Consider the following 17,989-nt stretch of genomic DNA (forward strand, 5'->3'; position numbering starts at 1 on the left):
GCCGCATTCTAGAACGGCGGCGTTGCGCGCAGCCATCCATCAGCGTGGCAGGGCAGTGCGCACCCTGCACGACATCGCCGCGCTCGCCTGCGGTTCACGCATCATGCGCTGCCATGCCGGCTCAGAGATACTGGATGGTGTAGGTTGCCGTTCCCCTGGCCTTGCCGCCGGTCACCGGGCCAGCCGTGGTCTGGATGTAACGCGCACGCAGCGGCAAGTCCACCGTTGTCGTGACGCCGGGTGCCGTGCCACCGGGTTGGCCAATGGTGATCTTCTGGTTGAAGACCACCGGAGTTTCACTGCCCCCCACCGGCCGCACGATCTGTATGCCCACCCCTGTGGCCGAATCAGCGCCACTACTGATCCGCAATACGCCTGGCAGGTTGGACGGATCACGCACGGCATCCAGGCTCACTCCCACCAGTCGCAGGTCCGGGCCCTCGCAACGCAGGCGGATACTGAAATCCCTGGCAGGCCCGACACTGCCCACGCCCTTGAACGTCGAACGGGGTTCATCGCCCATGTTCACCGTGAAATCCGGGTTGCCCGTCGTCGCCACGCAGGAGACGTTGCTGATCTGCACCAGCGTCTCGATCCGCAGTTCCGCGAACGGCCGGAATACGGTATCGCCATTCAAATACCCTCTTGCCAGCAACGTGCCCATCGGAAAGATCGGGCCGGTGCCCACGTTCTGTGCGGTTCTGACCAGATTGATCGTGTAACCACTGCCGGCCAGCCTCATGTCCGAGGTCTTGGCAATGTCCAAGCGCCACGGCACCGGCTTTTCGTCAACACGGATACGGATACCCACCCCGGGGACATTGGTCTTGTAGACACCCGTGAAGCCTGGCTGAGGTTGCAGGCTGGGCCCTATGCTCCATTGCATGTTGCCATCGAATGCACAGGTGGCAACCCGGTACGGTTCCCAGTCGGCAGCAAAAAAAGACTGGAACGAGAAACCCACATCCCCCTTCACCGGCACCACCCGATTGCCAACCGTATCCAGACTCACATTGTGTGTTTGATCCAGCGCATGCATCCTGCAAAACGCACCAGCGGAGAACGCCAGCGTACTGCCCAACAACAGCACTGCTCCGGCGATGCAGGCCCGGCGTGGTGAACGGATCATCGGCATGTTGCCTCCAGAGTCATGAAGCCGGCTGACGATGCCTCGCCCTGCCCGTTGGTTTGGTAGTCAAAGCTGCAACGCTGCTGTGCCTGCGTGCCCCATGCAATCTGCAGTGCGCCGGCATCGTGCTCGCTGCGCACATAGACCTTGCCGCCCTGCCCGACCATGCCCAGCAGGTTGCCCTGTGCATCGGTGACCTGCGCGCCGAGTGGCAACACATGGCCGTCCGCACTTCGCACCTGGATCAACAGCGCGCGGCCCTTGCGTGTCTCAAAACGCAGGCGGCTGATGGCGCCGGCAAATGGCGCCACCGACTGGCTGCTGGCCTGCAGTTCCACCTCGTGCGACATGTCGCGCGGGTCCAGGGTGATGGTGCTCAAGCGGTACGGCATGACATAGGGCACCAGTGCATAGCCGCGTCCATCCACGCGCAGGCCGCTGGCATTGGTCACCCGCGCATCACGCGCGCCCGGTGCCTGTACCAGCACCATGGTGTCGCCGCGTTGCGGAGCCAACGTGATGCCACCGGCATGCATCAGGACGCTGCCGGTCGCCCCCAGGGTGGCCTGGCGGAAATCACTGGCATGGTTGTAGGAGCCACTCAGTGTTGCGTAACGGCCGCTGTAGGCCGCATAGACCGCGCTTGCAGTGCCGCCGTCGCGGCGGTCCGTCAGGGTGGCGCCATAGGACAGGCTGTGGTCCTCGCCATGACTGCCGGCGATGCCGATACGGCTGTTGTCGTAGCGTCCCTCCCGCGTACCGATATCGGCGGTGAGCGAATGCAGCCGGCTGCCACGGCCCAGTGGCACGCTCACGCTCAACAGGTACTGGGTATCGGACGTGCCGAACAGGTCATCCTCGGTACGGACCGCCGAAAGCCCATAGCTCAGCGACCGCCAGCTGTTGTTGTAGCCCACCTGGTACTGGCTGCTGGTGCCGGGCCTGTCGTGGAAATCCCGCACCGAGCCGCTTGCATACAGTGCACCACCGCGCTGCCCCAGTGCCTGGTTCACGGTCAACTGGAACTGGCTGCGCTGGCGCCCGCTCAGGTCCGGGTTCCAGCCATTGGCCTGTGCGGCACGCGCGCGCAGCATCTCGTTGAGGCTGAAGAAGCCACGGGTGGAGTAGCGATATGCGGCCAGGGTGAAATGGGTGCCGGTCTGGGTGATGAGGTTGCTGTAACTCACCCGTGCGCTTGAACCCTGCCGCGTGTCGTTGCCCAGCAGCGTCGCCCGCGCATGAGTGACATCGGCGGACACGGCGCCGATGGACGTGGCCACGCCGGCGCCATACAGCACCGATGCGTAGTCCTCGCCCAGCATGCTGCCGCCGTACAGGGTGAGATGGTTGCCCATGCCGCGCTGATAGATGCCCTGCGCCATCCAAGGCGTATCGTTCACCTGTTCCTCGCGCACCTGGCCCACCGTCAACGCATAACGCGACACGCCGGCACGCAGCATCTGTGTCACCGAGCCATAGGGCACCTTGAACACGCGCTGCCGGCCATCGGCTTCAACCACGCGGACTTCAAGCCCACCGCCGTAGCCGGTCGGGTACAGATCATCAATGACGAAGTTGCCCGGCGAAACCGTGATCGAGTGGATCAACTGCCCGTTCTGGCGGATCTCCACCTTTGCGTTTGTTTCGGCGATGCCGCGCACCACCGGCGCGTAGCCGCGCAGCGAATCGGGCAGCATCCGGTCATCACTGACCAGGCTCACGCCGCGGTAGCCGATCGAATCAAACAGCTCACCACTGGTGTGCGCCTCGCCCAGGGTCAACATGCTGCCCAGCGAGGGCAAGGCACGTTGCGCGTAGGTGGCGATACGCTGCCAGCGGCGGCCCTGGCCTTCAGCCCAGGTCAGGTTGGAATCGTGCCGCAGCTGCCAGCCGCCCAGGTTCAAGCCCGCATTCAAGCCCAGATAGGCATTGCGGTTGCGCGCACCGCCGGGCTGGCGGCTTTGATTGTCCACCGCATTGAACGCATAGCCGATGAAGGCAGCATTGATGCCGCGGTCCCACAGGGCCGGGTTGACGTAGCCCCGCGCCTGCCGGTGCAGATAGACCTGCGGAATGCTCAGGTCATAGCGCAGGTTGCCGCTGTCGTAGGTGCCAAACGCGTCCTTCATGCGCTCGCTCAACGCTACGCATGCATTGGCCGGCAGCGATGCGTCCTGCGCTGGCGTCACCAGTTGGCTGCTGTCCACACCCAGCTCTTCCAGCATGGCCAGCCCCAGGCAGGCATCAACCCTGCCCTGGGTGTCGGCCTTGAAATCCACGTCGCGGCGGCCCTTCCATTCGCCGTTGACATAGACATCAAGCCGATAGTTGCCCGCCACCATGGGATTGCCTTCGGCAAAGGCCCCCAGATCCACGTGTTTGCTTTGCCCCGACAACAGATCCGGGTTGAACTGCGCCCATGCCGGCGCGGTGCCTGCACTGGCACGGGCCATCAGGGCCTGCTCGCCCAGGTTCACCTCCGGCGCTGCCAGCACCTGCTGCGGCAACAACGCCGCAGCCAGCAGCACACACCAGCCCGGCACCACCGCGGCGGGCCGGGATGAAGCGCGCGCCAGGGCTTGCTGGACCGCCAATGCCAATCTGTTCGCAATCACGCAGACATTCCTTTGCGAGGGCCGTTATGCAGCCGTTGGTACCGCGATGGCTCAGTTGCCATCACCCACGGTCACAATGCGTTCCGCGCGGCCGCCGTAGTCATTGATGGTGGAAAAGCGCACCTGCCGAACGCCGGCCGATGCAGGGAAGTCCAGGCTCTGCCGTGGCGCGAGCATCACGCCCTTGTCCTCGATCAGCCGCTCGCCTGCAGCGGTGCCGATGTGCAGCTCGGCAAAACTCACGTGATAGGGCGTGGGGTTGTCCACATGCAGGCGATCACCGTCCACGCGCCAGCGCAGCGCAGCCGGCGCGTCATTGGCCTCGCCCTCCAGCCCCTGCGGCCGGTAGAAGAGCTTCACCCGCGAACGGAACGCCACCTGCAGGAAATTCTGTTCCTCGGCGCTGGGTTCCGGTGCCGGCGGTACATCCAGAATGTTGAGCCAGAACAGCGACTCCTGGTTTTCCGGCAACGAGGCGCCGGAGAAGATCAGCCGCAAGGCCTGGCTGCGCTCGGGCTCCACCCGGGCGATGGGCGGCATCAGCAGGAACGGCGCATCGCTGGTGTCCGGCGTCTGTTCCGGGTCACCACTGTCCACCCATGCCTGCACCAACGACGGCAACGTGCCGGCATTGCTCACCTGCACGGTGACCTCACGCGCCTGCTGTGGATACACCACCCGCGTGCCGTTGATTACCACCCCCGCATGCACGGTGGGGCACCACGACACCGATACCAACGCTGCCAGCAGCAGCGCCTTCAAGAAAAGAGCTTTCATCGAACCCACCTGCCCCCTGTTGCTCTATCCGATGGCCGGCACCGGAGTGCCAGCCATCGGCGATGGCTGCGATCAGTTGTAGACGAGCGTGTACTGCACACTGGTGTTCACGTCACCGGCCGTGGCCGCGGCGGTGGCGTAGTACTCGGCGAAGTAGTTCAGGTTGGCACTGCCATCTGCAGCCACGGTGACGCGCTGCGAGTTCGGCTGCGGCGACGCCTGCACCGGCAACCGCTGGCTGTTGTCACCCAGCAGCTGGATCTGCACGTTGCCTGCACCCGTGGGGAGGGCCACCTGGTTGTTCAAGCGGCCGCTGCTCAGGTCAACCGTATTGCCCGGCTCGAAGTAGGTGCCCACATTACCGGCCGAACAGCCGGTCAGGCTGATGGTGAACGGCGTGCGCCCGGCCACCGCGCCGGCCGTTGCCAGGCTGCTTGTCGAAACCGTCGGCAGCGCGACAGCAAAACTCGCACCGGCCGGGGTTCCGATGGTGCAGGTCCTGTCGGTGATGGTGCCGGTGAAGGTGATCGTGCCGTCAGCGGCACTGGCAGCCATCGGAGCCGCCGCCAACATCAACATCGGGAGAAGAGTGATCTTACGCATTGCTGGTACCTAACCCCACTAATAGGAATTGAAAAATAGAGGGGTGAAGCAAGGAGTACCTTGGTTCAAAACAGTTGCCCTTCCTTGCGCCACACCTACTGCCCGGAACCTCGCCATCGCGCAATTCCGTGACGCAAGTCTAGAAAAAAGTGTGGCTTCGATTATTCGGCAGCCTGCGGCCGCCCTGTTTGACAGCACTGTGCGAACCCGCTAGCCAGCACGCCACGCAACAGGCAGCGCGCGCCGTGGGACTGGCCGTAAACGGCGCCCCTGCCCGCATCGACGGTGCATGAAAACAATGCGCACCAAACCGTGTCGCCCGCTACAGATTTACATCTTGGCGCTGTTGCGCGCCTGCGGAATGGCGCTTACTCAGTTCTCCGAAGAAGCGGAGAAAGCACATGAAAACGGCTAATTTGCTGGGTGCGACACTGCTTTCGATCAGCGCACTGGCCACCGCACAAAGTGGCACGGTGCGCTTCAGCGGCCGTGTCGTTGATCCGGTATGCACACCTGCCCTGAGCGGACATCAACAGCTGCAGCTCAATGCCTGCCCGGCCTCGGCCAAGGACCTGCGCGTCACCCTGCAGCGGCAGGAACCCCGCGTTTTTTCGGCGGAAACAGCCGCAAAAGCACCGCAGCTGTCGGCACGGGTTCCAGGTACAGGCGAACGGACATTTTCCGACCGTTATCAGATCGACATCCCCAGGGGCGGGCCATACCTGGTAGTCATTGACTACCCGTGAGACAAACCGGCCCGCACCAACAGCACTGCCTTCAGCCAGAACCAGCCATGGCAGGCAACGCAAGGGCGCAGTGATGCCTGCCCCTGCTGCAGCATTCGCCTCTGCTGCCCGCACGGCAGCAGAGGCCTGCCCCGAAGTAGAAACTGTACCCACGCTGGCGCGGACAGTCCGCCGTCAAAAGGCGAGCACGGGCATGCCGGCCCCTCCTTGCGAGGTCACCGATTGCGCGCAACCGCGCAACAGCTGCGGTTGATCACTCGCTTTCGGGCAACGGCACCTGGAACACCTGCCGCAGGTAGGCCAGGTAACCCGGGTCATCGCACATGCTCTTGCCCGGCGAATCACTGAGCTTGGCCACCGGCTGGCCGTTGCAGCGGACCATCTTGATGACGATGTTCAGTGGTGTCGGGCCCAGGTCGTTGGTGAGGTGCGTGCCCACGCCGAACGCCACCTGGCAGCGGCCACGGAAGTAGTCGAACAGCTGCATCACTTTTTCGATGTTCAGGCCATCGCTGAACACCAGGATCTTGCTGGTCGGGTCCGTGCGGTTGGCCTTGAAGTGCGCCAGCATGCGGTCGCCCCAGCTGAAGGGGTCGCCCGAGTCGTGGCGCACGCCATCGAACAGCTTGCAGAAATAAGTGTCGAAGTCGCGCAGGAACGCATCCAGCCCCACCACGTCGGACAGCGCAATTCCCAGGTCGCCCCGGTACTCGCGCGCCCACGATTCCAGCGCCGCCACCTGCGAATCACGCAGACGCGGGCCCAGTGCCTGGAATGCCTGCAGGTATTCGTGCGCCATGGTGCCGTGCGGAGTCATGCCATACATGCGTGCGAAGTACACGTTGCTGGTGCCCACGAACTGCGCGCCCAGCGCATCGCGCAGCATGGGCAGCATGGTGCCGTGCCATTGCCGTGAGTAACGCCGGCGGGTGCCGTAGTCGGCGATGCGGCATTGCTCGAAACCGGGCGTGTCGCGCAGCAGTGCGGTCTTGGCCTGCAGCCGGCGCTCGCCCTCGCTGAAATCGGTGCTGCTGGTATTGCGGAACCACACCTCGTTGATGATGGCCAGCAGCGGCACTTCAAACATGATGGTGTGCAGCCACGGGCCGGTGATGTCCAGCTCGATCTCACCGGGCACGGTCTGCGAAGCGCGCAAGTCGATGTACTTGCGGTCCAGGTGGAACAACCCGAGGAAGTCGACGAAGTCCGGCTTCACAAAGCGCAGCCGGCGCATGTATTCCAGCTCCTCGCGCCCGAAGCGCAGGCTGCACAGGTGGTCGATCTCGGCGTTGATTTCGTCCAGGTACTGCGCAAGGTCAATGCCCTGCGTGCGGCACTTGAACCTGTACTGGACGATGGCGCCAGGGTGCTGATGCAGCACCGCCTGCATCATCGTGAATTTGTAGAGGTCGGTGTCGAGCAGGGATTGGATGATCATGCCCGGCATTATGCGCTGCCGGCGATGGCGGCAATGCGAAGACCCGGGCGCTTGTTCACCTGCCATGGCAGCGGCCTGTGCGCCAGGCGCAGTACCGGCAGCACGGTCGAACGCATGCATGCCGCAGGAGCAACCTGGGCCGCGAAGCCGATGAAGCCACATGGGCCGCTGCCCTATGCGATTGCGCGATGCATGCAGGCTCCGGGCACGGTCGTCTTCGTGGCCCAGGCCGTTCCTGCGCGGGGATTCAGCGCAGCAGCAGGCGCGGCACCTGCAGTGCGGCGTGTGCCCAGATCGCACACCACACGCCCGCACGTACCGGCAGGCTGCGCCGGGGGGCTTCAAACTTGCGAAAGTAACGCCACAGCCCCCGGTGCTTGTGCCATTCCACGAAGAATGGCCGCGCGCGGCTGGAGACACCACGCACATGCACCACCTGCAATGCGTTGGCGATGGCCACGGTCGCGCCGGCTTCACGCGCGCGGCGGCACAGGTCCAGGTCTTCGGCATGCAGGCGGTAGCCGCTGTCCCAGCCGCCCAGACGCACAAACAGGCTGCGGGGCATCAACAGCAACGCGCCGGACAGCGCCTGCACCTGTTGCAACGGCTGCGAATGATCCGCCGCCACCGCAAGCCGCGAGCCCGCACCCGGGCTGCGCAACATGGCGCCGAAATCCGGATCGCGCCGGCGCACCGCGGCATCGGCATTGCCTTGTTCGTCCACCTGCTCCACGCCCAGCAGGCAATCACCCAGGGGACGGCCGAGTTCACGCAGCTGTGCCAGCGTCTGCGGTTCCACCATCAGGTCGGGGTTGATGAAGGCCAGCCATGGCGCCTGGCAGTCGTCGGCACCCTGATTGCAGGCGGTGGCAAAGCCGGGGTTGTCGGGGTTGGCGATGAAACGCACACGCGCATCAACCAGCGCATGCCGCTGGGCGATATCCACCGAGTCGTCGCTGGAATTGTTGTCCACCACGCGGATCTCGCTTACATCCTGCGCCGCGCGCAGACGCTGCAGGCAGGCATCGAGCGTGCTTGAACTCTGGTAACTGACAACAACGACGGCAATCGACTCGCTCACACCTGCTCCGCACCTGGATTGGAACCACAGGCTTCAAAGAGATCGCGCTGGGCTTGCGGCATTATCGCCTGCCCGTACAGCGCCTGCAGGTGCTGGCGATGCGCGTCCAGCGGATCGTGCATCAGGAAGCCCGCCAAGCGTGCAGTCCAGGTCGGCCAGCGGTTGCCCAGCACTTCCATGTCGCCCTCGGCCGGCCGCCCTTCTTCCGTGCGGCCGACAAAGGCGTTGTCACACAGCACATTGCGCCAGCCCAGCCCGGACATGCGCAGGCTCAGGTCCACCAGCGCGGCATACCATGAGCCATAGCTGTGGATGTCCAGCCCACCGGCGCGCTGGCGGGCACTGCCACGGATCAACACGGCATGCGTCACCGCCGAGGGCAGTTCCGGGTGCAACAGGGGCATCGCCGACAACGCCTGCGCCAGCCGCTGCGGTTCGGCAGGCAGCGGGTTCACCTCGCCCACGCGTGGCCAGGACACCGACTCGCCGGCATTGCTCCACGGCGTGGCCGTGGCAATGGAAGCATCCCGTGCCAGGCAGGCCTGCAACTGCTGCAGCCAACCCGGCGTCGGCAGACTGTCCGGAGCCAGCACCGCCACATCCAGCCCATCACAGGCGCGCAGCATTTCATCCAGGTGTGCGGCTTCGCCCAGCGCGCGTGCGCGGCGGGTGTACTCGGCCTGCAAGGGCGTCTGTGCCAGCCAGTGTTCGACCACGGCCTGCGCGCGCGGCCCGGCCTGGGCGTCATCGGCCAGCCACACCGAGGTGCCTGCCGGGGTGGTTTGATCCAGCGCGGCAAGGCATCGATCCAGCGCGTCGTCGTCCACGCCCACCGGCAGCAACACGATCACTCCCACCCCCTTCGGTTCAGATCAGGCGCACCGGGCCGGGTGCGCACCGGCATGCATCACGGCTTCTGTCGCGGTCTATTGATCGGCTCCATCGCGCGGAACTTTTGGCTGTATTCGTCGGTGAGGTCACGCGACTCCTGGCCGTTGCGGACGATGGTCGGGGTCAACAGCACGATCACTTCGGTACGCCGGCTGCTGCGGGTCTTGTTGCCGAACAGCGCGCCCAGCACCGGGATGCGGCTCAACCCGGGCACGCCGTTGTGGCCATTGGTGGCGCTGTCGGTGATCAGGCCCGCCATCATGATGGTGTCACCGCTCTGCACCGCCGCTTCGGTGGCCAGTTTGCGGGTGGAAATCCGTGGATTGCACGAACTCTTGGAGGGATCGCAGTTGGTCGGCACATCCGCGGCGCTGCTCACTTCCTGCACCACGTCCATGAACACCATGCCGTCGCGGGTCACCCGCGGCCGCACTTTGAGAATCACGCCGGTGTCGATGTACTGCACCTGACTGTAGGTGTTGTCGCTCACGCCACTGCTGTTCACCGACACCGTGTTGATCGGCACCTTGTCGCCCACGTTGAGCGTGGCCTCGGCGTTGTTGCGCACGAAGATGGAGGGCGTCTGCAGCAGGCGCAGGTCGGTCACCTTGTCCAGCGCGCTTACCACCGCGGCGGCATTGCGGCCGAGGAAGGTCCAGCCCAGGCCGCTGCCGCCGGTAATGGCACCGGCGTAGGTACCCCAGATGTCACGCCCGGCCGCGCTGGGCAGGCCCGCACCGCCGTCAGCAACCGGCCGGTTGACCGCGTTCTCGAAGTACCAGTTGACGCCGTAACTCAGCTCGCCGTTCAAGGCCACTTCGGCAACCTGCGCCTCGATATGAACCTGCAGCGGCATCACATCCAGTTTCTCGATCACTTCCTGGATTGACCGCCAGGCCTGCGGTGTGGAACGCACCAGCAGGGCATTGGTTTCCTCCACGGCCGATACGCCCACCTGGTCGCCACCGACTTCCAGGTTGACGCTGACGTTGCCCTGCTCGCGCTGCGGCAGGCTCATGCTGCCATCGCTGCCACCGCTTGCCTTGCCATCCTGGCCAAGCCCGTCCGATGCGGCCGAGCTGCTGCTCTCCAGCTGCGACGGCACCGCACCGGGCACCAGCGAGACCGGCGCGCTGCTGCGGCTTCCTCCCGCTGCAGTGCTGGCCCCGAACACTTCGGCCAAACGCTCGGCAAGGTCCTTGGCCTTGATGTACTTCAACTCATACGAGAACAAGCGGGCACTGCCGCCTGCGCTGTCGATGCGGTCCAGCCATTGCTGGATCTGGTCCAGGTAACGCGCCTGCGGTGTGATCACCAGCACCGCATTGGCGTTTTCCAGCGGCATGAAACGGAACATTCCGGCGCTGGGTGTCTTGCTGCTCTCGCCGAACACCTTTTCCAGATCGCCGGCCACCTGCGTGGCGCGGCCGGACTGCAGCGGGAACACGCCCACCGACATGCCCGACAACCAATCCACGTCGAAGATTTCCACCGTGCGCAGGTAGTTTTCCAGCTCGGTGCGCGTACCGCCCAGGGTGATGACGTTGCGTGCGCCATCAATGCCGACAATGGCATTGGGCCGTGCGTAGGGTTCCAGCACCTTCTTCATTTCAGCGGCGGAGATGAACTGCAGCGGCACTACCCGCACCTCATACCCGCGAGCGGCCGATGCCGGCGCGGTACTCGGCGCCACCGTGCCAGCCAGTGACTGGTCCGCCGGAATCACGTTGTAACGGCCGCCGCTGTAGATCAGCCGGGCATTGTTCCAGCCCAGCACCATTTCCAGCAGGTTCAATGCCTGTGCCGGCGACACCGGCTTGGGCGTGGCCAAGGTGACCGTGCCCTGCACGGTCGGGGCGATGACGTAGTTCTGGCCCAGCATGTCGCCAAGGATGGCCTTGGTGACGGCCTGTACCGATTCGCCCTCGAAGTTGAACACCGCACTGCCGTTGCCGGCCGATGACAACACCGGCGACGGTGCAGCGGCAGCGGCGCGGTTGATGACGGTGCCATTGCCGCGACGAATAACCGCGCGGCCCTGTCCACTTTCGGCCTGTGGCGCCTCGGCCGATTCCAGCCCACGGGTGTTGGCCGGCTCGCCTGCCGCAGGCGTGGTGAGCTCGGCGCTGGGCGCGTTGCGGCGGATATCCGGCACCGGCGTGGTGGCACAGCCGCTCAGGGCGCCGATCAGCAGGGTGATGGGAACTATGCGTGACGTCATGCGCTCACTCTACGGGTTCTGGCGGCCGGAGCTGCCGTTCTGGTTCTGTTGCGCCTGCCGGCGACGGGCCTGGATGCGCTCGCGGATGGCCTGGATCTGCTCGGCCGTAGGCGCCGCTGCAGGTTCAGCGACAGGCGCACTGCTGGGCGGTGGCGGTGCTGCAGTGGCGGGGGCTGGCAGCGGCGGCGGTGTGTTTTCGCCCTGCTGTGCCGGGCCCGTACTGAACACCTGCAATTCAAGATTGAGCGTGCCCGATGGCCCGCTGACCACGGCACTGCGGGGCTGCAAGGACAACAGTTGCCAGCCTTCCTGCGGTTCGCCGCCCATGCGCAGGCGCAGCGACTTGCCCTGCTCGGTGGTGAGCGTGGCCATTTCCAGGCCCGGGGTGATCAACACACCGCTCAACCGCACCGAGCCAACCGTGGCCTGCCCGCTTTCGCCCATGACAAACGGATGCGGCCGGCGATCACTGGCAAACAGGGGCCTGGCCAGGGCTTCGGCGTTGTCCACCGCGCGCGCGGCCGCCGCATCGGCAGCCGGCACGGCCGGCAACGCCCGCAGCTGAGCCGGCACCGGCGTCCCAGCAAGGCGGCTGCCGAGCCCGAACAATGTGGCCGCCCAGACCGCCAGCGCCCAGGCGCCAACCGCCACCAGCAACCAGGTGCGCAGGCCCGCGACGTCATTGCGCATCGGTCACCTCCGCAGCGGGGGCGGCGACGCCCGGGCGCAGATAGCCACTGAGTTCAAAGTTCACGTCCAGGCCATTGCCTCCTTCTGGCCCCACCGCCGAGGCGAGGATGTCCAGACGGTCCACGCGCAACTGTGGGGTGCCGGTTTCCAGGGCCTGCAACACCGTCATCCATTCGCTCATGCCACAACGCAGACGCGCCTGCACCGCAACGCGTACGAAACGGCCGCTGGTATCGGCCGGCAACGGCGAACGGTCGCTGATGGCGCAACTGCGGTTGTCGGGGCTGGCCTGTCGCGCCGCCTCTTCCAGGCGCTGCACCAGCCGCGAGGTGGCCAGCTCGGCCGACGCTTCGGACATGAAGCCAGGTTGTTCGGCCAACACCTGTTGTGCCTGCTGCAGCCGCTGCGCCACCTTCGGTGCCTGCAGCAACTGGATGCCGATGCGCTGCTGGCGTTCGTGCAGGCTGGCGATCTGCGCATCCACCGCCAGCACCGGCTGCGTCCACAGCGGATGCACGACCAACAGATAGACCGCGCCGATCACGGCAAGCAACAGGCCCAGGGCCAGCCAACGGTCACGGCGTGTGGGCTGCGGCGCCATTGGCGGCCTCCGGTCGGGGTGCCAGCAGTTCGGCAGTGAGGGTGAAGCGCTCGCGCTTGCTGCCACCACCGGCCTGCAATACGCCGGTCAACGACGGTGTCTTCCACAGCGTGGAGCCTTCCAGTTTTGAGACCAGCGATGAGGCACTGCCGCTCATGCCGATCAACTGCAGACGGCCGCCTTCGATGGAAAGTTTTTCCAGCCAGGTGTCATCGTCAAGCCGACGACTGAGTTCATTGATGACCTCGGTGGCACTGGGCTGCTGCGCGCGTTGCGCGGCAAAGAAGGCGTGGCCATCGACCAGATCCTGCAACTGCTGCCGCTGCGCGGCGACCGCGCGGGCACGGACGGCGTTGGACTCCACCTGCGCAGCCAGCTGCGTCGCTGCCGTGCGGCGGTTGTCCAGCAGTTGCCAGCCCGCCAGCACCAGCAGTACCAGTGTGCCCAGCACCAGCATGCGGTTGAGCCGGCGCATGGGATCCTGCCGTTGTCGGCGCTGCGCCGCGGGCAACAGGTTCACCCCCAGCGGTGCGCCGTCTGCGCCGGCCACATCCACGCCGTCAAGCTGGCCCTGCCACACCTCGTGCGGTGACAGCAGCGACTCGACGGCGTGACGAGGCGCCACCACCAGTTCGGTATCCAGCTGCCCATCGCCACGCCGCCCGAGCAGGCGCACATCGAAATACACCTGGTCTGCGTTGAACGGCGTTTGCCGGTCAATCTCAAAACCCAGCACATCATGCAGGCGCGCCTCGGCCGCCGCGGGCAGGCGCATCGGTTTGCGCAGCACCGCATGGGCCGGCAACAACGCAACGCGTGGCAGATGGGCTTCGCGCGCCGGCACGGCGGCATCCAGTGCCTGTGGGCTGGAGGGGTCCGGCAGCAATGCCAACGGCCGCAACTGGCCATCGTGTGCCTGCAGCACTTCAATGCGGCCCGCCTGCGGGGACAGCAGCAGGCGGGCATCCGACAGGCCCAGCAAGGCCTGCCAGCGCGGTGGCAACCATGACAGCAACGCGCACTTCCACCACGCCCAGAAGCCGCCGGCTCCCGGTGCGATGCGTGCTCCCCACTGTCCCAGCCTCTCGCGCAACGCCGTCATCTCGCCACCGCTCCCTGTTCCCACCGTAACACTGTGTACGCTGTACCCTGCGCGCCCTGCGGCGCCAGCCGGACCACGCCGCGCAGCACCGCCACCCGGCCGTTCCCCAGCTGCACCCGGCTGTCGACACTATAAGTGCCGCTGCCGCCGGCACCGCCCGCTGGAGTTTGGCCGATGCCGCCGGCGGCGTCTCCCCGTTCGCGCTGGGCGATCACCTGCGCCGCATCCATGCCCAGCGCCGTCAATACCGGCGCGGCGGCAAAGCGCGGATTGGGACGACTGCCGCCAAACACAGTCACCAGCGGCGCCATCTGCGTGTACAGCGCCGCATCCATGCCGAGCAGGCGCTGCAGTTCGCCAATGCTGTCAAAGCGCGCGTTCTTGGCGCCGTAGGGGTAACCGGCGGCGGCATAGTCCGCGCTTTCGGCACCGCCGCTGGGTTGCTTGAGATCATCGGCGTCGCGCCAGTCCAGGATCGCCCCCGCCACCTGGGTGGCACGCGCCGGCTCCACCGCGAGCGCGCGCAGCAGGCCTTCCAGCAGGGGACGATCGGCCTGGTTCAGATCCACCTTGCCGGTTTCATCGACGATGCGCAGGTCCACGCTGCGGCCAGCAAACTGCCAGCGGTAGCGACGCCCATCGGCATGCCAGCTGGGTTGCGTGGGCGTGGCACGCATGCGCGATAGTGCGTAATCAATGCCGGCGTGGGCAATCTGCTGGCCACCGCCCAGGTCGGCCGTCACCCGCCCCTGCATGTATTCCACGCGCGCACTCAGTGCGAAGGCGCCAATCGTCGCCGCCAACAGGGCGATCATCCACAACACCAACACCAGGGCCGCGCCGCGCATGTTCATTGCCAACTCCCCGGCGCGCCCTGCTGTGGCAAGGCCACCAGCAGCGGCGGCCACGGCGCGCCGCTGGCCGGCATCACTTCAATGGACACCCATTGCGGCATGCGCCCAGGCACTTGCCACTGCGCCTGCCAGTCACCGAGCTGATTGGTGGCCGGGTCGATGCCGCGATAGCGCAGGCGCACCTGCTTGAGATTGTCGGCCAGCAGTTCCATGCCGCGCGGTGGATTCTCCGGCACCTGCTGGCCTGCCTGCAGCAGGGTCAGGCCTATCTTCAACTGCTGCGACGGCGCTTCACCGCTGACTTCCAGGGTGTGCACATACGGGCCGCCACGGCCCAGATAATCAGGAACATCGGCAATGAAACGCATGCCTTGTGCGTCGCCACTGAACACCGTGGCAGCCCCGCTGATCCGGTCGGTTTCCATCGGCAGCGGCATCGCCGAAACCAGACGGCGGCGCAGGAAGCCTTCAACCCCGCGCATGCGCTCGTTCTGGCTGGCGATGGCTTCGCCACGCGTGCTGATGGCCAGTGTTGAACGCACGATGGCAAATGCCAGTGCCATGCCGGCGGCCAACAACACGGTGGCCAACAGCACCTCGATCAAGGTGAAGCCGCGCGCGGCCGATGCGGAGCGGCTCACGGCGTCGCCCCCGCCACGGCATCCGTGCGCAGGCGCAGCGTGCGCCACTGCAGTTGCTCGGCTGCGCTTTCGCCCCAACGCACCTGCAGATCCAGTTGCCACAGACGCGAGCCAGCCTGGCGTGGTTCAACATACGGCGCTACCTGCAGCGACCAGCGGTAGCGGCCCTGCTCCCATTCGCCCTGCTTTTTGCCGGCAACCAGCGGCCCATCCATGCCAATGGTGGCCAGCAAGGATTCGGCATGCAGGGCTGCACGCCCCTGCTCATCGGCCATGCGCACCTGACGCGCGGCGCCGGACAAACTGCCCAGCAGCAAGGTCGCCGCCAGGGCCATCAAGGCGAAGGCGACGATCACTTCAATCAACGAATACCCGCGCTGGTGCTTCACGCGCCGTCACCACGCAATGGGCCGGCGCGGACTTCGCCGGTGATCCAGCCGATGTCGATGCGCCAGACCGCGCGCTTTGCGACCAGCTCGATACGCCCGCCGGTGGATGCGCCATCCTCGAAAAAACGCACTACCCCCACGTCACTGCGGCTCTGCACCTGCCGCGCGCCGGTGTAGCGCACTGTCAGCGCGGCCGGCAGCTCCCCATGCCGCCCTTCCGCGCCTTGCCAGCGGCGGCTGCGCATGTCCAACTCGAACTGCTGCGGGACGCCAGTGGCAATCGCGCGGGTGCGTACATGGCGCAATTCGGCCGCCAGTGACTTGCCCGCCGCACGCAAGCGCATGCCCTCTAAGCCACCATTCAACGCCGTTGCCGCCAGCAATGCGATGGCGGCAACCAGGGCCAGCACCAGCAGCATTTCCAACAGCGACACCCCGCGCATCGCATCGCGACGGCGGCGCATTGCCGCCCCTGCGGGCAGGCGAGTGAGTGTGGAAAACCGGCACGGCATCAGGCTTATTCGTAGCGGATGTCGGCGTTGTAACTGTCACCGCCGGGCTGGCCGTCCTTGCCCAGGCTGATCAGATCGAACGGGCGCCCTTCGCCCGGCGCGCGGTACTCGATGGGATGGCCCCAGGGATCATTGAACTCGGCCGGCTTGGCATAGGGGCCCAGCCAACCGCTGCTGCCCGCCGGCTGCGTGGCCAAGTCATCAAGCTTGGCCGGCAGGCGGCCGGTGTCGAGCTGGAAGTTTTCCACCTTGCCGGCCAAGGTCTGGATCTGCGTCTTGGCGAGGTTGGCCTTGCCCCGGTCGGCACCGCCCAGCACGCGGCTGCCCACCAGGGTGAGCACGGCGCCAATCAGGACGATGACGATGATGATCTCCAGCAGGCTCATGCCGGCCTGGCGCGCGCGTGAGGCCGGTTGTTTCAGGGTTCGCTTCATGGGTTGCATCCTTGGTTGCATGTCACGTTCAGCCGATTGCATTGGTCAGGTCGTACAGCGGCACCAACACCGCGATGATCACCACGCCCACCACCGAGGCCAGCGCCAGGGTGATCACCGGCACCAGCGCGGCGAGCATGCGGTCGATGGCACGCGCGCTTTCCTGCTCGAAGGTGTCGGCGGTCTTGAGCAGCATGTTTTCCAGCGTGCCGGATTCCTCACCCACCTGGATCATCTGCTGCGCCAGCCGCGGAAAGCGGCCATTGCGGGCAAGCGATGCAGCCAGGCCGGCGCCGTTCTTCACCGCGTCGGCGGCGTCGGCAACATCTGCTGCCAAGGCGCGGTTACCCAGCACGTTGCGGGCGATGCCCAAGCCAGAGAGCAGCGGCACGCCGTTGCGCAGCAAGGTGCCCAGCGTGCGCGCAAGCCGCGCGGTTTCCAGCTTGGCAACCAGGCCGCCGATCATCGGCCGACGCAGCAGCCAACCGTCAAAGGCGAGACGGAACTCCGCATCACGGCGTTTGCGTTCCATCCACAACAGCACCAGCGCCGGCACCACCACGAACACCAGCCACCATTGCCGCACGAACAAACCAGCCGCAAGCACCGCGTTGGTGAACCACGGCAAGGTGACATCCAGGCTTTCGTACATCAGCGCGAACTGCGGCACCACATAGCCCAGCAGGAACAGCAGCGCGCCGCCGACCACCAGCAGCAGGATGGCCGGGTAGATCAAGGCATTGATGACACGCGCCTTCAGCTCCTGGCTGCGTTCCAGGTAGTCGGCCAGGCGCTGCAGGGTTTCGTGCAGGCTGCCGCCGGCTTCACCGGCGCGCACCATGTTGACGTACAGCCGCGAGAACAAGCCGTGCTGACGCTCCATCGCCTGCGACAGCGGCGCGCCACCGCGCACCGCATCGCGGATATCGCCGATCACCCGGCGCGAGCGCGCGTCCTCGGGCGTGTCCAGCAGGATGGAAAGTGCACGATCCAGCGGTTGCCCGGCACCGAGCAGGGTCGCCAGCTGCTGGGTGAACTGCACCAGTGCAGCACCGGAAAACGGCCGCTGGCGCCATTGCTTCCAACTGGCACCTTCCAGCGCGGAGCCGGTGGCGAGCCTGGTTTCCACCGGCAGATGGCCCTGCTCCTGCAGGCGTGCGATGACTTCGGCGTCGCTGGCCGCGTCCATCTGCCCGTCCAGCATTTCGCCATGGGCATCGAGCGCCTTGTAGCGGTACAGCGGCATCAGCGCAGCAGCTCCCGGT

At 65.9% G+C, this 17,989-nt stretch carries 18 protein-coding genes; 1 reads left to right on the forward strand and 17 read right to left on the reverse strand.

All coding sequences use genetic code 11. The features are described from left to right. Positions 1-121: 121 nt before the first annotated feature. The 4 genes from ACVOLO_RS13265 to ACVOLO_RS13280 form a co-directional block, all read right to left on the reverse strand. Positions 122-1,135, reverse strand: coding sequence for a fimbrial protein (locus ACVOLO_RS13265; RefSeq protein WP_481570782.1), 1,014 nt, complete (start codon positions 1,133-1,135; stop codon positions 122-124). After that, on the reverse strand, positions 1,126-3,744 hold the full coding sequence (locus tag ACVOLO_RS13270; RefSeq protein WP_481570783.1) for a fimbria/pilus outer membrane usher protein: 2,619 nt from the start codon (positions 3,742-3,744) through the stop codon (positions 1,126-1,128). The genes ACVOLO_RS13265 and ACVOLO_RS13270 overlap by 10 nt, the downstream gene beginning before the upstream one ends. Positions 3,745-3,795: 51 nt before the next feature. Beyond that, positions 3,796-4,521 (reverse strand): fimbrial biogenesis chaperone, encoded by a 726-nt coding sequence (locus ACVOLO_RS13275; protein ID WP_481570784.1) that lies wholly within the window; start codon positions 4,519-4,521, stop codon positions 3,796-3,798. A gap of 72 nt (positions 4,522-4,593) precedes the next feature. Continuing rightward, positions 4,594-5,124, reverse strand: a complete 531-nt coding sequence (locus tag ACVOLO_RS13280; RefSeq protein ID WP_481570785.1) for a fimbrial protein — start codon at positions 5,122-5,124, stop codon at positions 4,594-4,596. Positions 5,125-5,525: 401 nt separating this feature from the next. On the opposite strand from ACVOLO_RS13280, the gene ACVOLO_RS13285 reads away from it, so the two are divergent. After that, positions 5,526-5,870 (forward strand): hypothetical protein, encoded by a 345-nt coding sequence (locus ACVOLO_RS13285; protein WP_481570786.1) that lies wholly within the window; start codon positions 5,526-5,528, stop codon positions 5,868-5,870. 253 nt (positions 5,871-6,123) lie between these two features. Here the strand turns inward: ACVOLO_RS13285 and pncB are convergent, their stop codons facing one another. From pncB to xpsF, 13 genes are all read right to left on the reverse strand, one after another. Next, entirely contained in the window at positions 6,124-7,308 is a 1,185-nt protein-coding gene (pncB, locus tag ACVOLO_RS13290) for a nicotinate phosphoribosyltransferase (RefSeq protein ID WP_481570787.1), read from the reverse strand. Between the two features lie 247 nt (positions 7,309-7,555). Continuing rightward, positions 7,556-8,389 (reverse strand): glycosyltransferase family 2 protein, encoded by an 834-nt coding sequence (locus tag ACVOLO_RS13295; protein ID WP_481570788.1) that lies wholly within the window; start codon positions 8,387-8,389, stop codon positions 7,556-7,558. Then, positions 8,386-9,246 (reverse strand): glycosyltransferase family 2 protein, encoded by an 861-nt coding sequence (locus ACVOLO_RS13300; RefSeq protein ID WP_481570789.1) that lies wholly within the window; start codon positions 9,244-9,246, stop codon positions 8,386-8,388. The genes ACVOLO_RS13295 and ACVOLO_RS13300 overlap by 4 nt, the downstream gene beginning before the upstream one ends. A gap of 50 nt (positions 9,247-9,296) precedes the next feature. Then, entirely contained in the window at positions 9,297-11,501 is a 2,205-nt protein-coding gene (gene gspD, locus ACVOLO_RS13305; protein ID WP_481570790.1) for a type II secretion system secretin GspD, read from the reverse strand. Positions 11,502-11,510: 9 nt separating this feature from the next. Further along, positions 11,511-12,191 (reverse strand): type II secretion system protein XpsN, encoded by a 681-nt coding sequence (locus ACVOLO_RS13310; RefSeq protein ID WP_481570791.1) that lies wholly within the window; start codon positions 12,189-12,191, stop codon positions 11,511-11,513. Further along, entirely contained in the window at positions 12,181-12,792 is a 612-nt protein-coding gene (gene gspM / locus ACVOLO_RS13315) for a type II secretion system protein GspM (protein ID WP_481570792.1), read from the reverse strand. Before gspM ends, ACVOLO_RS13310 begins: the two co-directional genes overlap by 11 nt. Beyond that, positions 12,767-13,894 carry a PilN domain-containing protein gene (locus tag ACVOLO_RS13320; protein ID WP_481570793.1) on the reverse strand — a complete coding sequence of 376 codons (1,128 nt, stop codon included), beginning with the start codon at positions 13,892-13,894 and terminating at the stop codon, positions 12,767-12,769. The genes gspM and ACVOLO_RS13320 overlap by 26 nt, the downstream gene beginning before the upstream one ends. After that, positions 13,891-14,742: a type II secretion system minor pseudopilin gene (locus ACVOLO_RS13325; RefSeq protein ID WP_481570803.1), complete on the reverse strand. Its 852-nt coding sequence runs from the start codon at positions 14,740-14,742 to the stop codon at positions 13,891-13,893. The genes ACVOLO_RS13320 and ACVOLO_RS13325 overlap by 4 nt, the downstream gene beginning before the upstream one ends. Before the next feature lie 2 nt (positions 14,743-14,744). Beyond that, entirely contained in the window at positions 14,745-15,389 is a 645-nt protein-coding gene (locus ACVOLO_RS13330; RefSeq protein WP_481570794.1) for a prepilin-type N-terminal cleavage/methylation domain-containing protein, read from the reverse strand. After that, the gene (gene xpsI / locus ACVOLO_RS13335) at positions 15,386-15,778 is read right to left on the reverse strand and encodes a type II secretion system protein XpsI (protein WP_481570795.1); all 393 of its coding nucleotides are present in this window, start codon (positions 15,776-15,778) and stop codon (positions 15,386-15,388) included. Before xpsI ends, ACVOLO_RS13330 begins: the two co-directional genes overlap by 4 nt. After that, positions 15,775-16,242 (reverse strand): type II secretion system protein XpsH, encoded by a 468-nt coding sequence (gene xpsH / locus ACVOLO_RS13340; protein ID WP_481570796.1) that lies wholly within the window; start codon positions 16,240-16,242, stop codon positions 15,775-15,777. Before xpsH ends, xpsI begins: the two co-directional genes overlap by 4 nt. A 53-nt stretch (positions 16,243-16,295) precedes the next feature. Then, positions 16,296-16,724, reverse strand: a complete 429-nt coding sequence (gene gspG / locus ACVOLO_RS13345) for a type II secretion system major pseudopilin GspG (protein WP_481570797.1) — start codon at positions 16,722-16,724, stop codon at positions 16,296-16,298. 28 nt (positions 16,725-16,752) lie between these two features. Then, entirely contained in the window at positions 16,753-17,970 is a 1,218-nt protein-coding gene (gene xpsF / locus ACVOLO_RS13350; protein WP_481570798.1) for a type II secretion system protein XpsF, read from the reverse strand. Positions 17,971-17,989: the final 19 nt, after the last annotated feature.

The sequence above is a fragment of the Stenotrophomonas sp. STEN056 genome (assembly GCF_056759635.1).